The sequence below is a fragment of the Arthrobacter phoenicis genome (assembly GCF_047238215.1).
Lineage (GTDB): Bacteria > Actinomycetota > Actinomycetes > Actinomycetales > Micrococcaceae > Arthrobacter.
Genome location: NZ_JBDFMK010000001.1, coordinates 1,138,961 through 1,159,549, shown reverse-complemented (window position 1 = coordinate 1,159,549; position 20,589 = coordinate 1,138,961). Strand labels below are relative to the sequence as shown.

14 protein-coding genes and 2 tRNA genes are annotated in these 20,589 nt (G+C 70.4%); 5 read left to right on the top strand and 11 right to left on the bottom strand.

Features of this window, described 5'->3' with window-relative positions:
- Positions 1–69 precede the first annotated feature (69 nt).
- A complete protein-coding gene (locus ABC337_RS05300) occupies positions 70–693 on the top strand; it encodes a hypothetical protein (protein ID WP_412884865.1) in 624 nt (207 codons plus the stop codon).
- 36 nt (positions 694–729) lie between these two features.
- The gene (locus ABC337_RS05295; protein ID WP_412884866.1) at positions 730–1,833 is read left to right on the top strand and encodes an EamA family transporter; all 1,104 of its coding nucleotides are present in this window, start codon (positions 730–732) and stop codon (positions 1,831–1,833) included.
- Between the two features lie 665 nt (positions 1,834–2,498).
- Here the strand turns inward: ABC337_RS05295 and ABC337_RS05290 are convergent.
- The 5 genes from ABC337_RS05290 to ABC337_RS05270 form a co-directional block, all read right to left on the bottom strand.
- On the bottom strand, positions 2,499–3,122 hold the full coding sequence (locus ABC337_RS05290) for a TetR/AcrR family transcriptional regulator (RefSeq protein WP_412884867.1): 624 nt from the start codon (positions 3,120–3,122) through the stop codon (positions 2,499–2,501).
- Positions 3,119–5,164 (bottom strand): YhgE/Pip family protein, encoded by a 2,046-nt coding sequence (locus tag ABC337_RS05285; RefSeq protein ID WP_412884868.1) that lies wholly within the window; start codon positions 5,162–5,164, stop codon positions 3,119–3,121. The genes ABC337_RS05290 and ABC337_RS05285 overlap by 4 nt, the downstream gene beginning before the upstream one ends.
- Positions 5,161–5,898 (bottom strand): ABC transporter ATP-binding protein, encoded by a 738-nt coding sequence (locus ABC337_RS05280; protein ID WP_412884869.1) that lies wholly within the window; start codon positions 5,896–5,898, stop codon positions 5,161–5,163. Before ABC337_RS05280 ends, ABC337_RS05285 begins: the two co-directional genes overlap by 4 nt.
- 105 nt (positions 5,899–6,003) lie before the next feature.
- Positions 6,004–7,458 (bottom strand): dihydrolipoyl dehydrogenase family protein, encoded by a 1,455-nt coding sequence (locus ABC337_RS05275; protein ID WP_412884870.1) that lies wholly within the window; start codon positions 7,456–7,458, stop codon positions 6,004–6,006.
- A 209-nt stretch (positions 7,459–7,667) separates the two neighbouring features.
- Positions 7,668–7,741 (bottom strand) — tRNA-Arg (locus ABC337_RS05270).
- Between the two features lie 278 nt (positions 7,742–8,019).
- Between ABC337_RS05270 and ABC337_RS05265 the strand changes: the two genes are divergently transcribed.
- On the top strand, positions 8,020–9,855 hold the full coding sequence (locus ABC337_RS05265) for a phosphoenolpyruvate carboxykinase (GTP) (protein WP_412884871.1): 1,836 nt from the start codon (positions 8,020–8,022) through the stop codon (positions 9,853–9,855).
- Between the two features lie 87 nt (positions 9,856–9,942).
- Here the strand turns inward: ABC337_RS05265 and ABC337_RS05260 are convergent, their stop codons facing one another.
- The 4 genes from ABC337_RS05260 to ABC337_RS05245 all read right to left on the bottom strand — a co-directional run bounded on the left by ABC337_RS05260 (position 9,943) and on the right by ABC337_RS05245 (position 13,688).
- A complete protein-coding gene (locus tag ABC337_RS05260; protein WP_412884872.1) occupies positions 9,943–11,109 on the bottom strand; it encodes a globin domain-containing protein in 1,167 nt (388 codons plus the stop codon).
- 224 nt (positions 11,110–11,333) lie between these two features.
- A complete protein-coding gene (locus ABC337_RS05255; protein ID WP_412884873.1) occupies positions 11,334–11,783 on the bottom strand; it encodes an RrF2 family transcriptional regulator in 450 nt (149 codons plus the stop codon).
- A gap of 14 nt (positions 11,784–11,797) precedes the next feature.
- Entirely contained in the window at positions 11,798–12,265 is a 468-nt protein-coding gene (locus tag ABC337_RS05250) for a hypothetical protein (protein WP_412884874.1), read from the bottom strand.
- Between the two features lie 4 nt (positions 12,266–12,269).
- Complete coding sequence (locus ABC337_RS05245; RefSeq protein WP_412884875.1) at positions 12,270–13,688, bottom strand: phosphomannomutase/phosphoglucomutase; 1,419 nt, start codon at positions 13,686–13,688, stop codon at positions 12,270–12,272.
- A gap of 160 nt (positions 13,689–13,848) precedes the next feature.
- Here ABC337_RS05245 and ABC337_RS05240 point away from each other — a divergent pair, with 160 nt between their 5' ends.
- A complete protein-coding gene (locus tag ABC337_RS05240; RefSeq protein ID WP_412884876.1) occupies positions 13,849–16,005 on the top strand; it encodes a RecQ family ATP-dependent DNA helicase in 2,157 nt (718 codons plus the stop codon).
- Between the two features lie 46 nt (positions 16,006–16,051).
- On the opposite strand, the gene ABC337_RS05235 is transcribed toward ABC337_RS05240, so the two are convergent.
- Both ABC337_RS05235 and ABC337_RS05230 read right to left on the bottom strand, forming a co-directional pair.
- Positions 16,052–16,139 (bottom strand) — tRNA-Ser (locus ABC337_RS05235).
- A gap of 73 nt (positions 16,140–16,212) precedes the next feature.
- Positions 16,213–18,459 carry a prolyl oligopeptidase family serine peptidase gene (locus ABC337_RS05230; protein ID WP_412884877.1) on the bottom strand — a complete coding sequence of 749 codons (2,247 nt, stop codon included), beginning with the start codon at positions 18,457–18,459 and terminating at the stop codon, positions 16,213–16,215.
- 74 nt (positions 18,460–18,533) lie between these two features.
- Here ABC337_RS05230 and ABC337_RS05225 point away from each other — a divergent pair, with 74 nt between their 5' ends.
- Positions 18,534–20,537 carry an FAD/NAD(P)-binding protein gene (locus ABC337_RS05225; RefSeq protein ID WP_412893214.1) on the top strand — a complete coding sequence of 668 codons (2,004 nt, stop codon included), beginning with the start codon at positions 18,534–18,536 and terminating at the stop codon, positions 20,535–20,537.
- The last annotated feature ends 52 nt before the right edge of the window (positions 20,538–20,589 follow it).

Here is a 20,589-nt window from a genome sequence, read left to right as displayed (position 1 = left end):
TTTACTGAGCCTGTCGGGGCAGTTGCACTGCGGCCGGCAGGTAAGGCAACCGAGGAAAGGTGGATCAACGTGGATTCAGGACAGCTCGTGGGGATTATCGTCGGCATTGTTGTCGTGCTGGCGATCATTGCGGTGGCGGTCAGCATCAGCCGGAAGCGCCGGACGGATGCGGACCGCAACCGTGCTGCCGAGATGCGCGAGAAGGCGGAAGCGGATCAGCTCGCCGCGAAGGAACATGAGGCCAAGGCCGCGCGCGCGGAAGCGGACGCCAAGGCCGCCGAAGTCGAGGCCGAACGCCTCCGCCAGCAGGCGCGAGGCACCCAGGAACAGGCGGCGTCGGTGCGTGCCGGCGCCGAGGAGCAGCTACGCAAGGCGGATGAGGTGGACCCCGACGTCGAGTCGACCCGCCGCGGGCACGAGCCCGCACCGGACACCGGACAGCTCCGCCGGGACCGGAGCCACCGGGGGACCGCCGATGACCGGGACGAGGCAGGCACGCACCCGAACGGCGCACACGCGGCGGCCGAGCGGGCCGCGACCGAGCGTGCCGCGGGGGAGCGCCCGGTGGGGGAGCGCCAGGTCGGGGAGCGCCCCGTCGGCGACACCGCGGGGGTGGACGCAGCCCGCGCTCCGTCGCCCGATGTCCGTCACGACGCCGGTCCGGCGCACGGCGAGCGGCCACGCAATCTCTGAGGCCAACCCGGGCACCACAGTCAGCAGGGCTGCCCGGTGAGCCCCCGGCACTCGGCCCTGGCCCTGCTGGTGGCCCTGCTCTGGGGCGTCAACTTCGTCGCCATTGACCTCGGCCTGCATCCGCCCGGCGGAACCATGCCTCCGCTGCTCTTCGTCGCGATGCGCTTCGCCCTGGTGGTGTTCCCCTGCATCTTCTTCATCCGGAAACCGGACGTCAGTTGGCGGGTGATCATTGTTGTCGGGCTGCTGATGAGCGCCGGCCAGTTCGGCCTGCTCTACCTGGGAATGGCCCTCGGCATGCCCGCCGGCCTGGCCTCCCTGGTCATCCAGGCGCAGGTCCTGATGACCGTCCTGCTGGCCGCCGGCATCCTATCCGAGCGGCCCACCCGGCGGCAGCTCGCCGGCGTGATCCTGGGCATCGTGGGCCTGGCGGTGGTGGCGGTGGGCCGCAGCCTGGTGGCCCCGCTGCTGCCCCTGCTGATAGTGCTCGCGGCCGCGCTCTCCTGGGCCGGCGGCAACGTGGTGGTGCGACGGGCGAAGGCCGCCTCCGGCCTGGGCCTGGTGGTCTGGTCCGGGGCGGTGGTGCCGCTGCCGCTGGCCGGACTTTCGCTCCTGCTGGACGGCCCGGCCGCCGTGTCAGACGCGCTGCTCCAGGTCCAGCCGGTCACCCTGATCACCGCGCTGTACACCGCGGTCTTCGGCTCGCTGATCGGGTACGGCATCTGGAACCGGCTGCTGGGGCTCTATCCGTCCTCCGCGGTGGTGCCGTTCACCCTGCTGGTGCCCGTGGTGGGGATGACGGCGGCCTGGCTGGTGCTGGCGGAGCGGCCGTCAGTGGCGGAGATCGCCGGCGGGCTGGTGCTGCTGGCCGGGGTGGCGACGGCCGTGCTGCGGGGACGAAACGGTCCGGCTCAGCGCCGGGTGGCGGACCGGCCCGGGGTGGCCGCTGACCCAGGGCGCGGGGCTGCCGTGCCTCCGCCCTTCGCCGCGGAGGGCGCCTTGGCCCCGGCCTTGGCTCCGGAAGCCCTGGGCACCGACGCGGTGGAACCGGACGATGTGGAACGTGAAGACGTGGAGCCGGCTGACGTCGGCGGCGAGGGTTTGGCGGCGGGACGGGCCGCGGGCCGGGCGGTCGACTGACGGGAGGACGTCGCCTGGCGGGCGGCAGGCTGACGGGCTGGTTGCCGTGACGACGCCGGCTGCCGAGCGGTGCCCTGCCGTGCGCCATTTAGCCCCGCCGTCGCCGGACGCGCCGTACCCTGGCGGGCGGGTGCCTGCCGCGGAACCGCCGTCGCCGGCCTCGACTGCCGCGCCGCGGGACGGCGCTGGGCCGTTCCGGCGCGGCCGGGGGTGCGCGCGGCGGGCCGGCCGCCGCGGATCCCCGGAGCGGGGCGCCGCCCGGGCAGCACCGTGCCCGCGATGAGCAGCAGCAGGGTGAAAGCGCCGGACAGCGCCGAAAGATAGAAGTACAGGTCCGGGTGGTCGGCGTCGACCTTCGTGGAGATGGCCTCCGGATCCGGGTTGAAGGCGAGTCCCCATTGGCGGAGGAATGCTATGCCGAAAGCGATGAAGAGGACACTGCCCACCCCGCTGGCCAGCAGGGTCTTGTGCCGACGTCGGACCAGCATCTCGGTCACGCACGCCACGTAGGCCAGCGCCGCGGCCGCCAGGAACCACAGCGCCACCGTCCCGTTGAGGGTGGATCCGGCGAGCACCAGCAGGGCCAGCGCCGCGAGGGCGGCTCCGATGGCGGTCTTCCCGCTTCTCCCCATGTGGCGCATGGAGTCCATCATCCCCGAGCGGGGCTACTTCAGGACGTAGCCACGCATGCTGGCCATGATTGCGGCGACGCTCTGTTCCCGGGTTCGCTCCGGGTTGTAGGTCTGCCGGTCCAGGCCCACGACGAAGCAGGCGCCGAAGATCGCGGTCTCCAGGCTGCCGCGGGAGATGTCCGGATCCACGGGGTAGCGGGCGGCCACGGCCTCGATCGAGGCCCGGATGACGCCCAGGAGGCGGCCGCGCAGCTCGGCGAAGGTGTCCTGCCACTCGCTGGGGGTGCGCCAGTTCTCGCTGACCCAAAGGCGGGCGAAGGACGGGTACTCGGCCATGAAGTCCATCGCCTGGCCGATCATCGCGTCCATCGCCAGAAGCGGGTCGTCGGCCTCGTCCTTGACGCTGAGCAGCCGCGTCATGAGGATGTCCACGCCGTACCGCAGCAGCTGCGCGATCAGGTCCGACTTGCTGCCGAAGTTGTAGTAGACCGTGCCCTTGGATACGCCCGCGGCGGCGGCGATCTCATCCACCGTCACGCCGGCCGCGCCGCGTTCGCCGATCAACTCCATCGAGGCCTCGAACAGCTTCTGCTTGGTGGCCCCGGTGCGCCCGGGCCGGAGCTTCTTGTCCCCGGCCTCGGTGGCGTTGCTGGTCATACCGCGATCTCCGGTTTCAGGGTCTTGAGCGTCCAGAACTTGTGTTTGTGGACGGCGACGGCGGACATCGCCAGTCCCAGCACAGTGTAGCCAACCAGGCCCAGCATCACGGGCACGATCCCGGCCAGGTCGGCGCCGTAGATCAGGTGCCGCATGCCGCCCACCACGTAGCCCATCGGCAGGACCTGGTGCACCAGGTGCAGCGGCTCGGGCGTGGTCTGCCACGGGAACGTGCCGCCGGAGGAGACCAGCTGCAGGACCAGCAGGATCAGCACCACCAGCTTGCCGGGGGTGCCCAGCAGCGCCACGATGCCCTGGATGATGGCGCTGAAGGCCATCGCCGCGGCGAGCATCAGCACCCACATCAGCACCGGGTGGACCGGGTTCAGGCCCAGTCCCACGTCCACCACCAGGGTGAGCAGGCTGGCCTGGACGGCCGCGACGGTCAGGAACGGCAGCCAGCCGCCGGCGGCGATCTTCCACGACGGCGCGTTGGAGGCCAGGGCACGCTGCGTGATCGGGCGCATGGCCTGGACCAGCATGAAGATGCCGATCCACAGGGCGAGGGTCAGGAAGAAGGGCGCGAGCCCGGCGCCGTAGGACCCGGCCTTGGCCTGGGAGACGTTGCTGACGGCCACCGGGTCGGCCATGACCTTGGCCAGGCTGTTCTTCTGCGAGTCGTCCGGGTTGGGGACCTGTCCCGCGCCCTTGGCGATCTCCCCGGCCAGGGTGCCGGCGCCGTCGGCCGCCTTGGCGGAGCCGCTGTCCAGCTGCGCCGCACCGTCGTCGAGCTGCGCTGCGCCGTCGGAGAGCTTGTCGGCTCCGGCCGCGGCGTTCTTTTCCCCGCTGGCCAGGGCCGCGGAGCCGCCCGCCAGCTGGTCGGCGCCGGCGGAGGCCTTGCCTACGGCGTCGGTGAGGGCCGGCGTTGCCCCGGCGAGCCGGGAGGCGCCCGCGCTGACGGCTGCCGAGCCGTCCGCGAGCTGCTGGATCTGCCCGGCGGCGCCCTTCAGTGCGGCGGCCGCGCCGGAGGGGGCGGGGGTGTTGTGGGCGTCGTAGTCGGCCATCAGCGCGTCGGCCTGGGGCTGGAGCATCAGCCCGGAGGCCACCAGACGGGCGGTCGACTCCACCACCTTGGCGCGCTGGGCCTGCGCAGCGGCCTGGTCCGCCGCGGCCATCTGCCCGGCCAGGCCCTGGACCTTGGCGTTGAGCGCGGCGTTCCCGGCGGCCACCTGGGCGGCGCCGTCGGCCAGCTGCCGCGAGTCCTGCGGCAGGGTGGCGGTCTTGTCCTTGAGCTGGCCCAGCCCGGAGGAGAGCTGCCCCGCGCCGCTGTTGAGGGCGTTGGCACCGTCGAGCAGCTTGTGCTGGCCGGCCGCGAGCTCGGCGGCCCCGCTTCGGAGCGACCCGGTGCCCTCGTGCAGGGAGGCCGCGCCGGTGTGCAGCGAGGAAACGCCGTCGGCGAGGCTGTGCGCGCCGTCGGAGGCCTTGAGCATCTGCGAGTGGATGGTTCCGAAGCCGGTCAGCAGCTGGTTGGCGGTCTCCTCACCCACCTCCTTGGCCACCGTGCCGTGGACCGCCGTCGTCAGCTTGTCCACGATGGTGCTCAGGAGGTAGTTGTTCGCGTCGTTGGTGGTGACGTTCAGCATGGCCTGATTGGCGGCGTCGAAGCTGCCGGGGGAGGCCAGGTTGGCGGAGAAATCGCGGGGGATCTTCAGGGCGAAGGCGTACTTGCCGCTGCTGACGCCCTCGTCCGCGTCCGCGGAGCTGGAGACCTGCTGCCAGTTGAAGACGTGGCTCTCCAGCAGGCTGTCCGCCACCTTGTGGCCGGCGTCCAGGCGGGAGCCGTCGGCGGTGGTGGCGCCGCTGTCCTCGACCACCAGGGCGGCGTCGATCTGGTTCAGCTTCCCGTACGGGTCCCAGTTGGCGTAGAGGTACACCGCGCCGTAGAGCAGCGGCACCAGGGTCAGGGCCAGGATGGTCAGCTTCGGGAGCAGGCCACCGGTCATGCGCTTGAGTTCGGAGCGGGCCAGCCGCAAGACGGTCATCGGATGTCCTCGGTTTCAACGACGGGTTCGGCGGGGGCCAGCGCTGCGGCGGGGTCCCCGGTGGGGAAAAGTGTTTGGGGATCTTCGGGTTCGTCGGCGGCTTCTGCGGCTTCAGCGGCGTTGCCGATCGCGGCGACTGGACCGGTCCAGCCGGCGGGGACGGCGGCGACGGTGGCGACGACGGCGAGGGGCCGGCCGGCGTCGTACGCGAGCTCCTCAAGCCGGGGCAGCCAGTCCGCCGGGTCGCCGCTGTGGCGGTCGGGGGAGTCCACCACCAGCAGGTCCGTCCGCGGGTTGGCCAACGCCAGCGCGGTCAGGAGCTCCAGTCGGCGGTCGGCGGCCAGGTCATCGGCCCAGGCGCCGGCGATGTCCTCGAACCGGTTGACCTTGAGCCACGGCGTGCTGAGCAGGGCCCCGCGGTACCGGCGGGGGACCAAGGCGAGGTCCTCGGTCACTAGGTCGCGGACGCTCAGGTGCGGCTCGGGTTCGTTCACGCCCGGGGCGTCGACGACGGCGGCGCGCTGCCGCAGCTGCTTGATCCGGCCGTGGCGGTCCCACTCGACGGTGCCGGCGGAGGGCTTCATCCGCCCGGACAGGGTCAGGGCCAGGGCGGTGCGCTGGTCCTGGCGGTCGCCGGTGACGAGCAGCAGCTCGCCGCGGGCCGCCTGCAGTGAGGTGGGCGGGAGCAGCGGGACGCGCCGGCCCTTGACGGAGACCTGGTGAACGCTGAGCACGGAAAGGAGCCTTTCGCAGAAGTTATCTGCTTCAAGGCTAACTAAACTGACCGGTCAGTTCAAATAGATGTGGGGAACGGAACAGCCCCGGTTCCCCGGGAGCGGCTACAGCCCGTAACTCTCCAGCAGCCGCAGCCACACCTCGCTGATAGTCGGGTAGGAGGGGACGGCGTGCCACAGCCGGTCCAGCGGCACCTCGCCCACGATGGCGATCGTGGCGGCGTGCAGCAGCTCGGCCACGTCCGGGCCGGCGAAGGTGGCGCCGAGGAGGACCCGGCGGTCCTCGTCCACCACCAGCTGCGCCCAGCCTTTGTAGTGCTCCGAGTGCAGGGAGGAGCCTGCCACCTCAATCGGCAGCTCCACCGTGGTCGCCGTGTAGCCGTCCTTCTTCGCCTGCTCCAGGCTGCGGCCAACGCCGGCCAGTTCCGGGTCGGTGAAGACCACGTTGGGAACGGCGTGCTCGTCGGCGGTCTGGGCGTAGCGGCTCCACGGGGCCGGGTCGTTGGTCAGGGAGCCGTCGGCGCGGGCGGCGATCGCGTCACCGGTGGCGCGGGCCTCGTATTTGCCCTGGTGGGTCAGCATCACCTTGCCGGCCGCGTCGCCCACGGCGTAAAGCCAGGGTCCGGCGGCGTTGCCTTCCGCGTCCTGGACCAGGCCGGTGGCGTCGGTGCGCAGTTTCAGTTCCTTGCCATCCCCGGCGGCCAGGCCCACGCTCTCCAGGCCGAGTCCCTCCAGTGCGGGGTGGCGGCCGGTGGCCACGAGGAGCTTGTCCACGGTGACGGTGCCGCCGCCGGTCTCCAGGGTGAGGGAGCCGTCGTCGTTGGTAGCGACGCTCTTGGTAGCGGTGTTGACGTGAATTTCGACGCCGTCGGCCCGCAACCCGGCCTTGACCAGGTCCGCCGCTTCCTCCGGATAAGACCCCAGCAGGGCGCCGCGGGCCACCACGGTCACGGAGGAGCCCAGTCGGGCGAAGGCCTGCGCCAGTTCGGTGCCGGCCACGCCGCCGCCCAGGACGCCCAGGCGCTCGGGGATCTCGTGGGCGGAGGTGGCCTCCCGCGTGGTCCAGAAGTCGACGTCGTCCAGGCCCTCGATCGGCGGAATGCTGGGACGGGACCCGGTGGCGATGACGACGGCGCGGTTGGCGGTGAGGGCATAGCTGTTGCCGTCGAGGCCGGCCACCTCCACGCGGCGCTCGCCGGTGAGCCAGCCGTGGCCGCGGATCAGTTCGATGCCGGTGTTCTCCACCCACTCGACCTGGCTGTCGTCCTGCCAGTTGGAGGTGAAGTAGTCGCGGCGTTTCAGGACGGCGTCGGTGTCCAGGACCCGGGTGACCGCCTCTTCGGCGCCGGGGACGCTCTGGGCTCCGTGCAGTGCCGTGCCTGGCCGCAGGAGGGCCTTCGACGGCATGCAGGCCCAGTAGGAGCATTCGCCGCCCACCAGTTCCGCCTCGATCAGGACCGCGGTGAGGCCGCCCTTGACCACCCGCTCCGCAACGTTCTCGCCCACGGCGCCAGCGCCGATCACGATGACATCGAATTCCCGTTCAATCTGCGCCGTCATGGCAACAGCCTAGCCCCGCGCGGTCCGCGCTACGGTTCCGGACTGGCGCGCCGCGGACCCGGGGTGCGCCGGTCCGATTCCGCCGCGGATTTCCCGGAACCTCCGCGCCCGGCACTGTGCCCGCCCTGCGCCCGGAACTCTGGGGGCACGGCTGCCTGCGGGCATAAAAAAATCCGCACCGGCGGACCGGTGCGGATTTCTTTTCTCTGTGCGCCCAAAGGGATTCGAACCCCTGACCTTCTGTTCCGTAGACAGACGCTCTATCCAGCTGAGCTATGGGCGCATCTTCGGCTCTTCGGAGTTTCTCGCTCCCCCGAACCTCGAATTACTTTACGCGAGGTGTGCCGCGAGTGCCAAATCGAGGGCGCTGTAATCTCCACGACTAGACCGGTCTATGTGACCTTGATCACAAATAAACCATCGCTTGGACTTACTATTCCGCGAAATGTCGCGGTTTTTGCTTTTGCCCGGCGCCGTCAAGACGCAATAAGTCCCGAATCTGAATCTACGCCGACCCCTAGCATTTAGGACACACCACTGAACCCGAAGAAGGGAACCGTAATGGGCGATCTGGCGAACATGCCGCTGCTTGAGAAAGCACCCACCACGCATGCCGGTCTACTGGCATGGGTTGAAGAGGTAGCCGAACTGACCCGGCCGGATCGGATCCACTGGGTTGATGGTTCGGAAGAGGAGAACACGCGTCTCACTGACGAGCTCGTTGCCGCCGGCACCCTGACCCGGCTGAACGAAAAGCTGTTCCCCAACTCCTTTGCGGCGTTCTCCGATCCCGCCGACGTTGCCCGGGTCGAGGAACAGACCTTCATCTGCTCGGAGAACGAGCGCGACGCCGGCTTCACCAACAACTGGATGGAACCGTCGCAGATGAAGGAGAAGCTGCGCGGCCTGTTCAGCGGCTCCATGCGCGGCCGCACCATGTACGTTATTCCCTTCGTGATGGGCCACCTCGACGCCGAGGATCCCAAGTTCGGCGTCGAGATCACCGACAGCGCCTACGTCGTCGCCTCCATGCGGATCATGGCGACCATCGGCACCAAGGTGCTGGACAAGATCACCGCCACCAACGCCTTCTACGTCCCCGCCCTGCACTCCCTGGGCGCGCCGCTGGAAGAGGGCCAGGCCGACGTCACCTGGCCATGCAACCCGGAGAAGTGGATCGTGCACTTCCCCGAGGAGCGATCCATCTGGTCCTACGGCTCCGGCTACGGCGGCAACGCCCTGCTGGGCAAGAAGTGCTACGCCCTGCGCATCGCCTCGGTGATGGCCCGGGACGAGGACTGGCTGGCCGAGCACATGCTCATCCTCAAGCTCACCTCCCCGGAGAAGAAGTCGTACTACGTCTCCGCGGCGTTCCCGTCCGCCTGCGGCAAGACCAACCTCGCCCTCCTCGACCCCACCATCGATGGCTGGGAGGTCGAGACCCTCGGCGACGACATCACCTGGATGCGGATCGGCAAGGAAGGTGAGCTGCGCGCCACCAACCCGGAGGCAGGCCTCTTCGGCGTCGCCCCCGGCACCGGCTGGGGCACCAACCCGAACGCCATGCGCGCCATTGCCAAGGGCCACAGCATCTTCACCAACGTCGCGCTCACCGACGACGGCGGCGTGTGGTGGGAGGGCATGACCGACGAAGTGCATGCTCACCTGATCGACTGGCAGGGCAACGACTGGACCCCGGACTCGGACAAGCCGGCCGCGCACCCGAACTCGCGCTTCTGCACCCCGATCTCCCAGGTCGACATGCTCGCCGAGGAGTACTACAACCCCGAGGGCGTCGAAATCTCCGCGATCCTCTTCGGCGGCCGCCGCAAGACAACGGTGCCGCTGGTGACCGAAGCCCGCGACTGGACCAACGGCATCTTCATGGGGTCCACCCTCTCATCCGAGACCACCGCCGCCGCCTCCGGCCAGGTGGGCGTGCTGCGCCGCGACCCGATGGCCATGCTGCCCTTCATGGGCTACGACGCCGGTGACTACCTCAAGCACTGGATCAGCGTCTCGGGCAAGGCCAACCCGGAGCGCCTGCCGCACATCTTCCTGGTGAACTGGTTCCGGCGCACCGCTGACGGCGGCTTCGCCTGGCCCGGCTTCGGTGACAACGCCCGAGTCCTCAAGTGGGCCATCGAGCGCATCGAGGGCAAGGCTGACGCCGTCGAGACTCCCATCGGCTACGTCCCCACCGGCGATGCCCTGGACCTGACCGGCCTGGACCTGACCCACGCCCACGTCGAGGACGCCGTCCGCGTGGACCGTGAGGAATGGGACACCGAGCTGGCCTCCATCGAGGAGTGGTACGCCCGCTTCGGCGACTCGCTGCCCGACGCCCTGCGAGCCGAACTTGAGTCGCTCAAGGCCCGGATGGCCTCGCACTCCTAGCCTTACGGCACCACGACGGCGGCCCCGCACCTTCACAGGTGCGGGGCCGCCGTCTGTTTAACGTTGAGCAGTCGGTCCGGCCGGGTCCTAGTTGGCGAGCCAGATGTCCGGGCCGAAGACCTCGTAGTGGATCTTCGTGGCGGGGATCCCGGCGTTGATCGCCTCGTTGCGGATGTTCTTCATGAACGGCAGCGGGCCGCACAAGTACAGGGATGCGTCCGCGGGCAGGTCCACCTCGCGCAGGCTCATGAACCCTTCGCAGGCGGGGGTTCCCGCCGCCGGGCGTTCGAGCCAGAGCTGCAGCTCAGCGCCGTCGAGGCGTTCGACGTCGTCGGTCATCTGGGAGCGCAGCGCCCAGCTCTCCAGCGTGCTTTCGGCGTGCAACACCAGCACCCGGCGGTCCGAGCCCTCGGCGGCGAGCGAGCGCAGGATGGAGGCCGACGGCGTGCAGCCGATGCCGGCCGAGGCCAGCACCACCGGGCCGTCGCCCTCCTTGAGGGTGATCTCGCCGTAGGGGTTGGAGATCTCGAGGATGTCGCCGACCTGGACGTTCCTGTGCAGGACGGGGGAGACCTCGCCGCCGTCGTCGATCTTGGTGGTGAAGGTGCGGCTGGTCCCGGCGTCGCCGGAGAGGGAGTACTGGCGGACCTGGCGCACGCCGTCCGGAAGGGTGACCTTGACGCTCACGTACTGGCCGGGCAGCGCGGCCGTGACCGGGGTGCTGTCCGCGGGTTCCAGGACAAAGGTCATGGAGCCAGTGCCGGCGGGGCGCTTGGCTGCCACCCGCCACGGGGTCCACATTGCGTCGTTGGCCTGCGCGGCGTAGAGGCCCTTCTCCAGTTTGATCAGCGCGTCGGCCATCAGCCAGTACACCTCGGTCCACGCCTCCGCGATCTCGGGGGTGATGACCTCGGCCAGATCTTCGGCGATGGCGGCGAAGAGGTGCTCGTAGACCACCTGGTACTGCGGTTCGGTGATGCCGAGGGAAGCGTGCCGGTGGGCGATGCGGGAGAGGACGGTCTCCGGCAGGGTACCGGGGTTGGCCACCAGGTGGCTGGCGAAGGCGGCGATGCTCCCGGCGAGAGCCTGCTGCTGGTTGCCGTTGCGCTGGTTGGACCGGCTAAAGAGGCCGTCCAGCAGTTCCGGGTGTGCGCCGAAGAGCCGGGCGTAGAACTTGGGGGTGATGTCTCCGATGCGGGATCCGACCAGCGGCAGGGTGGCCTCGATGACGGGGAAGGACTTGTCCGAGAGCATGTGCTGACTCCTGAGGTAGTGGTCCGGCGTCTTCAGGCGGACCCTGTGCGTCCATACTGGTATTTCAAATACAAGTATTTACATACACTTTTCTACAGCTCGTAGAAGTTCGGTGCAAATCGTGACCGGGCGGCGGGCGGCTTGGGGTTCCGGGCGCGGGACGGTTCCGTGGGCTGCGGCGCCGGGCGCTGCTTCTCAGTGCTCGGGGTGCGCAGCTGTGCCGCTTAGAGGTCGGGTCGCAGGCCGATCGAGGCGAAGACGGGGTTCATCTGCCGTTCGGTGGGCAGTGAGGAGATGACGATGTCGTCGAGTTCGCGGTAGAAGGCCTCGCGGGCCCGGTGCAGGGCGCCCCGGAGGTGGCATTCGGCGATCAGCGGGCAGGTGCCGCCGGGCACCTCGCAGTCGGCTGGATCCTGCCGGGTGTCGAGGGCGCGCAGCAGCTCGCCCACGGTGGCGCGGCGGCCGGCGGCGCTGAGCCGGGATCCGCCGTGGCGGCCGCGTTCGACGTCGATCAGCCTCATCATCCGCAGGTTGGCCATGGCTTTGCTGACGTGGTTGTACGGGGTGCCGACGGCATCGGCGACGGCCTGCGTGGTGAGCAGGCCGCCGCCGGGGGCTGCCGCCAGGACCATCATGGCCCGCAGGCTGACGTCGGCGAAGGCGTTGATCCTCATGGTCTGCTGTTGGTCTAGTCCACCCAGACGGTGGGCTCGTTGGAGTCCGCCGCGAGATCCCCGAAGTGGAGGTCCCCGCTGTCGTCGCCGGAGTAGGGAAGGACGGCGGCAAAGACGTTGCCGTCGCGGTGTTCGGCCGCGACGTGGATGGCGTCGGAGTCTTCCTCCACCAGCGTGATGTCGCAGACGATCGCCGCGGCGCGGAACTCGTCCCGGTGCTGGCGGAGGAGTTCCGTCAGGTCGGCGATCATGGCGTCGGCGTCGAAGTCCCCGTCCGTGCCGTCGGCGGCGTCGGCCGGTGTAACCGCCACCAGCCGCACCTCGTCGTCGTTCTGGACCACGAGGGCGAAGGGCAGGAATCCGCCGTTGCGCTCAAGCTGCTCCTGGGCCGCGCCGACGCCGGTACCCAGCAGGTTCTCCAGGTCCGTGGCGCTGGCTTCGGGCACGGAGCTGCGCCAGGAACCGGTGGCCGGGCTGCTCACCCGGTTAGCCCCGGACCACGGACAGCACCCGGTCGCGGATGCGTTCCATGGTTTCCTGGTCCGTGGCCTCGACGTTCAGGCGAAGGAAAGGCTCGGTGTTGGACGGGCGCAGGTTGAACCAGTAGCTGCCGTCGGCGGCGATGAAGGTGCTGCCGTCCAGGTAGTCGATCTCGACGTCCTCGGTGTGGAAATCCTGCCGGACCCGCTCCACGGCGGCGGCCTTGTCCTCGATCTCGGAGTTGATCTCGCCGGAGGACCGGTACGGCTCGTACTCGCGGCCCAGGTCGGAGAGCGGGCCGTCCTGTTCGCCCAGTGCGGCCAGAACGTGCATGGCGGCCAGCATGCCGGTGTCAGCGTTCCAGAAGTCGCGGAAGTAGAAGTGCGCGGAGTGTTCGCCGCCGAAGATGGCGCCCTCCGCGGCCATCACTGCCTTGATGAAGGAGTGGCCCACACGGGTGCGGACGGCGCGGCCTCCGTCAGTGGCGACCAGTTCGGGGACCGCCCGTGAGGTCAGGAGGTTGTGGATGATCGTGGGGGTGTCCTCGCCGTTGGCCTTGGCGCGGGCGATCTCGCGGCGGGCCACCATGCCCGTGACGGCCGAGGGGGAGACCGGCTCACCCTTCTCGTCGATCACGAAGCAGCGGTCGGCGTCGCCGTCGAACGCCAGGCCGATGTCGGCGCCGTGCTCCACGACTGCGGCCTGCAGGTCGCGCAGGTTTTCCGGTTCCAGCGGGTTGGCCGGGTGGTTCGGGAACGAGCCGTCCAGTTCGAAGTACAGCGGCACGATCTCCAGCGGCAGCTTGGGCAGCAGCGTGTCGCCGAGGACCGCGGGGGTGGTCATGCCTGCCATGCCGTTGCCGGCGTCGACCACGACCTTCAGCGGGCGGGAGCCGCTGAGGTCCACGAGGCTGCGCAGGTACTCGGAGTAGTCCTTGAGGACGTCGCGGACGCTGATCAGACCGCGGGTGCCCTGGGCGGGGATGGTGCCGGCGTTGAGGTATTCCTCGGCGCGGGCCTGGATCTCCTTGAGTCCGGTCTCGGAGGAGATCGGGACGGCGCCGGCCTTGGCCATCTTGATGCCGTTGTATTCGGCGGGGTTGTGGCTGGCGGTGAAGGTGGCGCCGGCGGCGTTGAGCTTGCCGCAGGCGAAGTAGAGCTCGTCGGTGGAGATCAGATCCAGCAGCTGGACGTTGGCCCCGCGGGTGGCGGCGCCGTTGGCGAAGGCCCGGCTGAACTCGGGGGAGGAGGGGCGCATGTCGCCGCCGACCAGGACCGTTTGTCCGCTCAGTTCGAGGACGTCGACGAAGGCGGCGCCAACTGCTTCGACGATCTCGACGGTGATCGAGTCGCCGACGATGCCGCGCACGTCGTAGGCCTTGAAGGAGGCCGAGAGGTCATAGGTCCTGGTCTGTTCGCTAGTCACGGGCACCATCTTACGGTGAACGGTCCGCCGCGCAGCCGAAACAGGTCCGCTTATGTGGATTTCCCGGGAGACGTTGTCCACATAGGGGCTGGCGGGCTTCGTCGCTGTCGGAGGGGGCTGGGATACTGAAGCAATGGCCACTTCCCAGAACGCACCAGTCATGCCCCAGGAACCAACGGCCGAGGAATCTACGACGCGGGCCCAGGCGCAGGACGTGCTGCGCGAGCTCGTCGGAAACCCGGGAGCGGACTTCCACGAGGGGCAGTTCGAGGCCATCGAGGCGTTGGTCGACGGCGGCAGGCGGGCCCTCGTGGTCCAGCGCACCGGTTGGGGCAAGTCCGCGGTGTACTTCGTCGCGTCCCTGCTGCTGCGCCGCCGCGGCGCCGGCCCCACCCTGATTGTGTCGCCGCTGCTGGCCCTGATGCGGGACCAGGTTGCCGCCGCAGCCCGGGCCGGGGTCCGGGCCGTGGCCATCAACTCGGCCAACCAGCTCGAATGGGACACCGTCCGGGAGCAGCTCGCGGCCGACGAGGTGGACGTCCTCCTCGTGTCCCCGGAACGGCTCACCAACCCCTCCTTCCGCGAGAACCAGCTCCCCGAACTGGTCCGGCGCACCGGCCTCTTGGTGATCGATGAGGCGCACTGCATCTCCGACTGGGGCCACGACTTCCGGCCGGACTACCGCCGCATCGCCGACCTGATCACCCAACTGCCGGACAGCGTTCCCGTCCTGGCCACCACGGCCACCGCCAATTCCCGGGTGGTCCACGACATTGAGGAACAGCTCGGCGAGGGCGTCCTGACCATCCGAGGCGCCCTGGGCCGGGACTCCCTCCGGCTTGGCGTCCTCCGGCTCCCGGATTCACGCGAGCGGCTGGGCTGGCTGCTGACCCACCTGCGGGACCTCCCCGGCAGCGGCATCATCTACACGCTGACCGTCTCCGCGGCCGAGGACACCGCCCGGCTGCTGGCCGAGGCCGGGCACAACGTGCTCTCCTACACCGGCAGGACCGACCCGGCGGACCGGGAACGGGCGGAGCAGCTGCTCAAGGACAACGAGGTGAAGGCGCTGGTGGCCACCTCGGCCCTCGGCATGGGCTTCGACAAGCCTGACCTCGGCTTCGTAGTACACCTGGGTGCCCCGTCCTCGCCCGTGGCGTACTACCAGCAGGTGGGCCGTGCGGGCCGTGGCGCCGCGAACGCGGACGTCCTGCTGCTGCCCGGTTCCGAGGACCGGGATATCTGGCAGTACTTCGCCACGGCGTCAATGCCCTCGGAGGAGAAGGCCGCGGCGGTGTTGACCGCGCTGGCCGAGGCCGGAACTGCCGTCTCCACCGTCGCCCTGGAAGCACGCGTGGACCTGCGCCGGACGCCGCTGGAACTGCTCCTCAAGGTCTTGGCCGTTGACGGGGCCGTGGAGCGGGTGGGCGGCGGCTGGCGCTCCACTGGCGTGCCCTGGGTCTACGACGCCGAACGGTACCGCCGGATCGCCGAGGCCCGCGTGGACGAGCAGGACTCCATCGTGATCTACCAGGACACCGCCGGCTGCCGGATGGAGTACATTACCTCCGTTCTCGACGACGAGACCGCCCACCCCTGCGGGCGGTGCGACAACTGCGCCGGCCGGTGGTTCCCGGCCGACATCGCCGCCGACGCTACCCAGACCGCCGATGCCACGCTCAGCCGCGCCGGGATCGTGCTGGAGCCCCGTCTGCAGTGGCCCAGCGGCATGGACCGCCTGGGCGTGGCCGTCAAGGGCAAGATCAAGCCCGAGGAGAGCGTGGCCAACGGCCGGGCACTCGCCCGCCTGACGGACCTCGGCTGGGGCGGCGCGCTGCGCGAGACGTTCGCCGCCGGCGCCCCGGACCGTGCCGTGGACCCGGCGATGCTGCGGGCATGCGTCCAGGTGCTGCGCGAGTGGGGGCAGGGCGATTCCCGGACCCCCGGCTGGAGCGGGGCAGGCCGGCCGGCGGGAATCGTCAGCGTCCCGTCCCGGAGCAAGCCGGAACTGGTCGACTCGCTGGCCCGCGGCATCTCGGAGATCGGCCGCATTCCGTACCTCGGCGCGCTGCAGCTGGCCCACGGCGGACCCACGGGCGGCCGCGGCGGCAACAGCGCGTACCGGCTCGCGGGCGTCTGGGAGCGACTGGTGGTGGGCCCGGAACTGGAGGCTGCCCTCTCCTCGATCCAGGGCCAGAGCGTGATGCTGATCGATGACCTGGTGGACAGCCGCTGGAGCGTCACCGTGGCGGGCCGGGCCCTGCGCCAGGCCGGCGCGGGAGCCGTGCTCCCCCTGGTGCTGGGCCAGGCCGGCTAGGACCCCGGGTACGCAAAAGGCCCCGGTCCAGGACCGGGGCCAAACGCGGAGACGGGGGGATTTGAACCCCCGGTGGAGTTGTGCCCCACACTTCATTAGCAGTGAAGCCCATTCGGCCGCTCTGGCACGTCTCCATCCGCTATCACTAGCCCACCAAGGATACGCAGAAGCGGCCATGCAGCGCAAAACGGTTGGCGGGCCGCCGGGTCAGGCGCCGCTGCCCGCCAGCGCCCGCCAGAGGAAGTGCTGGCTTCGGCTCTGCAGCGCCGCGGCCTGCCGGTTGTCCGAGGCCCCGGCGTGGCCGCCCTCGAGCGCCTCGTGGAACCACACGTTGGGGATCCCCATCGCCTGCATCCGTGCCGCCATCTTGCGCGCCTGCACCGGCCCCACCCGGTCGTCCGAGGTGGCGGTCCAGATCAGCGTCTCCGGATACTCGACCCCGTCCCGGAGCAGGTGGTAGGGCGAGAACGTCCGGATGAACTCCCACTGGCCGGCGTCGTCCGGGTCGCCGTACTCGCCGATCCAGGAATAGCCGGCGGAGAGTTTGCTGTACCGGCGCATGTCCAGCAGCGGCACACCACAGGAGACGGCGCCGAAAAGCTCCGGGTACTGGGTGAGCATGTTTCCCACCAGCAGGCCGCCGTTGGAGCCGCCCACGCAGCCAAGCCGTTCCCGCGAGGTCACGCCGCGGGAGATCAGGTCCCTGGCCACCGCGGCGAAGTCCTCGTAGGCGCGGTGCCGGTTCTCCTGGAGGGCGGCGCGGTGCCAGGCGGGCCCGTATTCGCCGCCGCCGCGGATGTTGGCCACCACGTAGACGCCGCCGCGGCTGTGCGGGGCACCGCCGTCGGCCCCGGCCATCTCCTCGGTCCGGCGTTCCAGCCAGGCGCGGCCCACCACGCCGCTGTAGGCAGGGGTGCGGGAGACCTCGAATCCGCCGTAGCCGGAGAGCTGGGTGGGGTTCTGGCCGTCGAGGACCAGGCCGCGCGCCGCGATCTGGAAGTAGGGCACGCGGGTCCCGTCCTGGGAGACGGCGAAGTGCTGCTGCACCTCGTAGGCGTCCTCCTCGAAGAACGACGGCGCCGTGCGCACCACCTCGTGGTTGCTGACCACCCCGTCGACGCCGGCGCGGGTGAGCGTGCCGCGGGTGAGGGTGGTGGGCGTGGTGAAGCCGGTGGCCACCAGCCAGAAGTCGTTGCCCCCGGAGACCCCCGAGACCCCGGCGTCCCCGGAGCCGTCCGCGCCCTCGGCGGTGTCCTCGTCGTCGACGGCGTAGGCGTTCACGTCGTGCAGCGGCGGGCAGGCGTCCAGGACCTTGACCGCCCAGGCCGAGTCGGTGCCGGGCCGCTGCGGGTCCAGCACCCGGATCTCAGAGGACACATCGCGCAGCAGGTTCAGCAGCAGGAAGTCCCGGGTCCAGCTCCAGGACTGCAGCGAGGTGTGCTCATCCGGGGTGAACAGCACGGACAGGTCGCGGCCTCCGGCGAGGAAGGAGTCGAAGTTCACGGCCAGCAGGGAGCCCGCGGGGTAGCTGGTGCCCTCCAGGGTCCAGTCCTTCTGCGGCCGGAACAGGAGCCAGTCCCGGTGCGAGCTGACGTTCACGTCCGCGGGCACATCGATCTCCACCCACTGCCCGTCCACCAGCACGGAGGTGCGGGTCTCGAAGAAGCTGACCCAGTCCACGGCGAAGGTCCGCTCGTAGCCGGGCGTCGAATCATGCACCACCAGGGCCATCATGTGCTCTTCGGGGATTTCGAACAGCGTTTCGGCGTCGGCCAGGGTCCCGCCGCGGCGCAGCACGACGCCGGTGCTGGCGTAGGAGGACGTGGTCCGCGGCAGCCCCTCGGCGGTGCTGGAGACCAGCAGGGTGTCGGCGTCCAGCCAGGACGCGTTGCCCTTGGCGGTGGGCAGGTCGAAGCCGCCCTCGGCCGGGTCCACGAAGGCGCGGCGTTCGACGTCGAACTCGCGGTAGCGGTTGGCGTCGCCGCCGTCGGGGGAGAGCGCCAGCAGCGCCCGGCGGTGCTCGCCGCCGTCGGCCGGGCGGAGGAAGTTGGCTCCGTGGAAGACCCATTCCTGGCCCTCCTCGGCTGCCAGGGCGTCGACGTCCAGGAGGACCTCCCACGCGGGCGAGCCCGCCCGGTAGCTGTCCCAGTCGGTACGCCGCCACAGGCCCTTGGGGTTGGTGCCGTCCTTCCAGAAGTTGTAGTACCAGCGGCCGTGCTTGGCGACCATGGCGATCCGGTCGGTGGAGTCCAGGACTTCCAGGATGCGCTCCTGCAGCTCCGCGTAATCCGCGTCCTCCAGCAGTTCCTCGGTGCGGGCGTTCTGCTCGCGGACCCAGGCCAGCTGTTCCTCGCCGTAGATCTCCTCCAGCCAGATGTTTTCGTCAACGGGTTCGGGCGCGGCCCCCGGGGCGGCACCGGACACGGGGAATTGCTCAGCAGCAGTGGTGGTCATGGGCCCATCCAAGCAACTGCCTCGCCGGGCAGGCAAGTCAAGCCGCCGGGCCCGATGCCGATACTCTGGATGCCGTGGCAATAACGCAGAGCATCCGGACGGCACTGATCGGCGCCGGTCCTCGGGGCACCAGCGTGTTGGAACGGCTGCTCGCCAACTGGGCCCCCGCGGCCCCCGGCGCCAGCCTGCGGATCGACGTCATCGACCCCTACCCGGCCGGCCCGGGGCACGTCTGGCGGCCGGAGCAGTCGCGGCTCTACCTGATGAACACCCAATCGTTCTACCCCACCGTGGTGCCCCAGGACCCCGGTCTCGCGCCCCCGCTGGCCGGCGGGACCTTCGAGCAGTGGCGGCAACGCCAACGCCAGGACCCGGACGATGCGCTCAGCGGCGCCGAACGAGAAGAACTCAGCGCGCTGGAGGCCACCGGATTCCCCAGCCGTGCGCTGTACGGCCGCTACCTGCGGCACACCCTCGAGGAGTTGGTCGCTGCGGCGCCCGAAGGCGTCACCGTCACCTTCCACCGGACGTCCGCGACGGCGGTCCGCCCCGTCACACGTGAGGACGAAGCCGACGGCGGGTTCGACGTTGAACTCGCGGACGGGACCTCGCTGCGGGCAAGGTCGGTGGTGCTGGCCCTGGGCCACCTGGAATCCCGGCTGAACCCCGAACAGCGCGAGCTGCAGGCGGCCGCCGGTGAACTCGGCCTGACCTACCTTCCGCCGGCCGTCCCGGCCGACGTCGACTGGTCCGCCATTCCGGCCGTGCAGCCGGTGCTGGTGCGCGGCATGGGGCTGAACTTCTTCGACGTGATGGGCCAGCTGACCGAGGGCCGGGGCGGGACGTTCCTGCCCTGGGACGACGGCGCCGGGTTCACCTACCTGCCCTCGGGCCGGGAACCGTTCATCATCGCAGCGTCCCGCCGGGGCACCCCGTACCGGGCGAAGGCCACCCTCTCCGGCTACTACCCGGCCTCGGTCAGCCTCCGGTACCTCACGGAGGAAGCGGTGGGCCGGTTCGCCGCCGCCGGCGTGGTGCCCGCCTTCGACCACGACCTGTGGCCGCTGCTGCACCGCGACGCAGTCTGGGCCTACTACTCCACCCTGGCGCGCTCGCAGCCGAACGCCGTCGGACCCGGCCCGGAACGCTTCCTGGCCCTGCTGGAAGAAGCGCTGCACCCGCACGCGCACTCCACCGCCAGGTGGGAGGACGCCGCCACCGAGGTCATCGAGGCGCACGTGGACCCCGCCTGCCGGCTGGACCTGCTGGGCCTGGCCGCGCCACTTGCCGGGCGAAGCTTCGCCTCCCGGGCGGAGCTGGACGCGGCGGTCACGGACTACCTGCTCGACGACGCCCGGCGCTCCGCTCTGGGCGAGGACGACCCGGTGAAGATGACCATCGGCGCGCTGCACCATGGACGCGCCGTGCTGAAGTCCGTGGTGGCCGACGGCGGCATCACCGACAAGTCCTGGGTGGCCGGGCTGCGCGGCTGGTTCGAGGCCTTTGTGGAGGGGCTGGCCAGCGGGCCGCCCGCCCTGCGCGCCGAGCAGCTCGCGGCGCTGGTCCGCGCCGGTGTGGTTAGCTTTGTCGGCCCCGACCCGAAGTTCGGGGTGGACCGCAAGGCCGGCGTGTTCACGGCCGCCTCCCCGTGGGTCGGCGGACCGGGAGAGACTCCGGGGTCAGCCACGGGCATCGCGCCGGCGGAAACCCCGGCCCGGGTCGAGGCATCCGTCCTGGTGGAGGCACTGGCGCCGGCGAACCGGGTGGGCGTCAACGCCTCGCCCCTGCTCGAACAGCTGCTCGCCGACGGCCTGGTCCGGCCGCGCCTGACCATGACCGCCGAGGGCATCCCGCTGCAGAGCACCGGCCTGGACGTCGTCCCGCACCCGTACCGCCCGGTGGCCGCGAACGGCGCCGTGACGGAGGGGGTCTACGTCCTCGGGCTGCAGCTCTCCGCCGCGCAGTGGGGCACCGCGATCGCCGCGGAGGCCCGGCAGGCGCAGGGCCCGGTCTACCGCAGCGGGCAACGGACCCTGCGCGACGCCGACGAGATCGCCCGGGACATCCTCGGCGGCTGAGGCCCCCAACGACAACAGGCACGCCCCGACCCCGGACCGGGCGGCGGACCCA

Bases quoted from the DNA above. Each gene is read 5' to 3' on its own strand.
- ABC337_RS05290 (WP_412884867.1), bottom strand. From the start codon at position 3,122: ATGACCAGCAACGCCACCGAGGCCGGGGACAAGAAGCTCCGGCCCGGG.
- ABC337_RS05285 (WP_412884868.1), bottom strand. From the start codon at position 5,164: ATGACCGTCTTGCGGCTGGCCCGCTCCGAACTCAAGCGCATGACCGGT.
- ABC337_RS05275 (WP_412884870.1), bottom strand. From the start codon at position 7,458: ATGACGGCGCAGATTGAACGGGAATTCGATGTCATCGTGATCGGCGCT.
- ABC337_RS05265 (WP_412884871.1), top strand. From the start codon at position 8,020: ATGGGCGATCTGGCGAACATGCCGCTGCTTGAGAAAGCACCCACCACG.
- ABC337_RS05260 (WP_412884872.1), bottom strand. From the start codon at position 11,109: ATGCTCTCGGACAAGTCCTTCCCCGTCATCGAGGCCACCCTGCCGCTG.
- ABC337_RS05255 (WP_412884873.1), bottom strand. From the start codon at position 11,783: ATGAGGATCAACGCCTTCGCCGACGTCAGCCTGCGGGCCATGATGGTC.
- ABC337_RS05240 (WP_412884876.1), top strand. From the start codon at position 13,849: ATGCCCCAGGAACCAACGGCCGAGGAATCTACGACGCGGGCCCAGGCG.
- ABC337_RS05230 (WP_412884877.1), bottom strand. From the start codon at position 18,459: ATGACCACCACTGCTGCTGAGCAATTCCCCGTGTCCGGTGCCGCCCCG.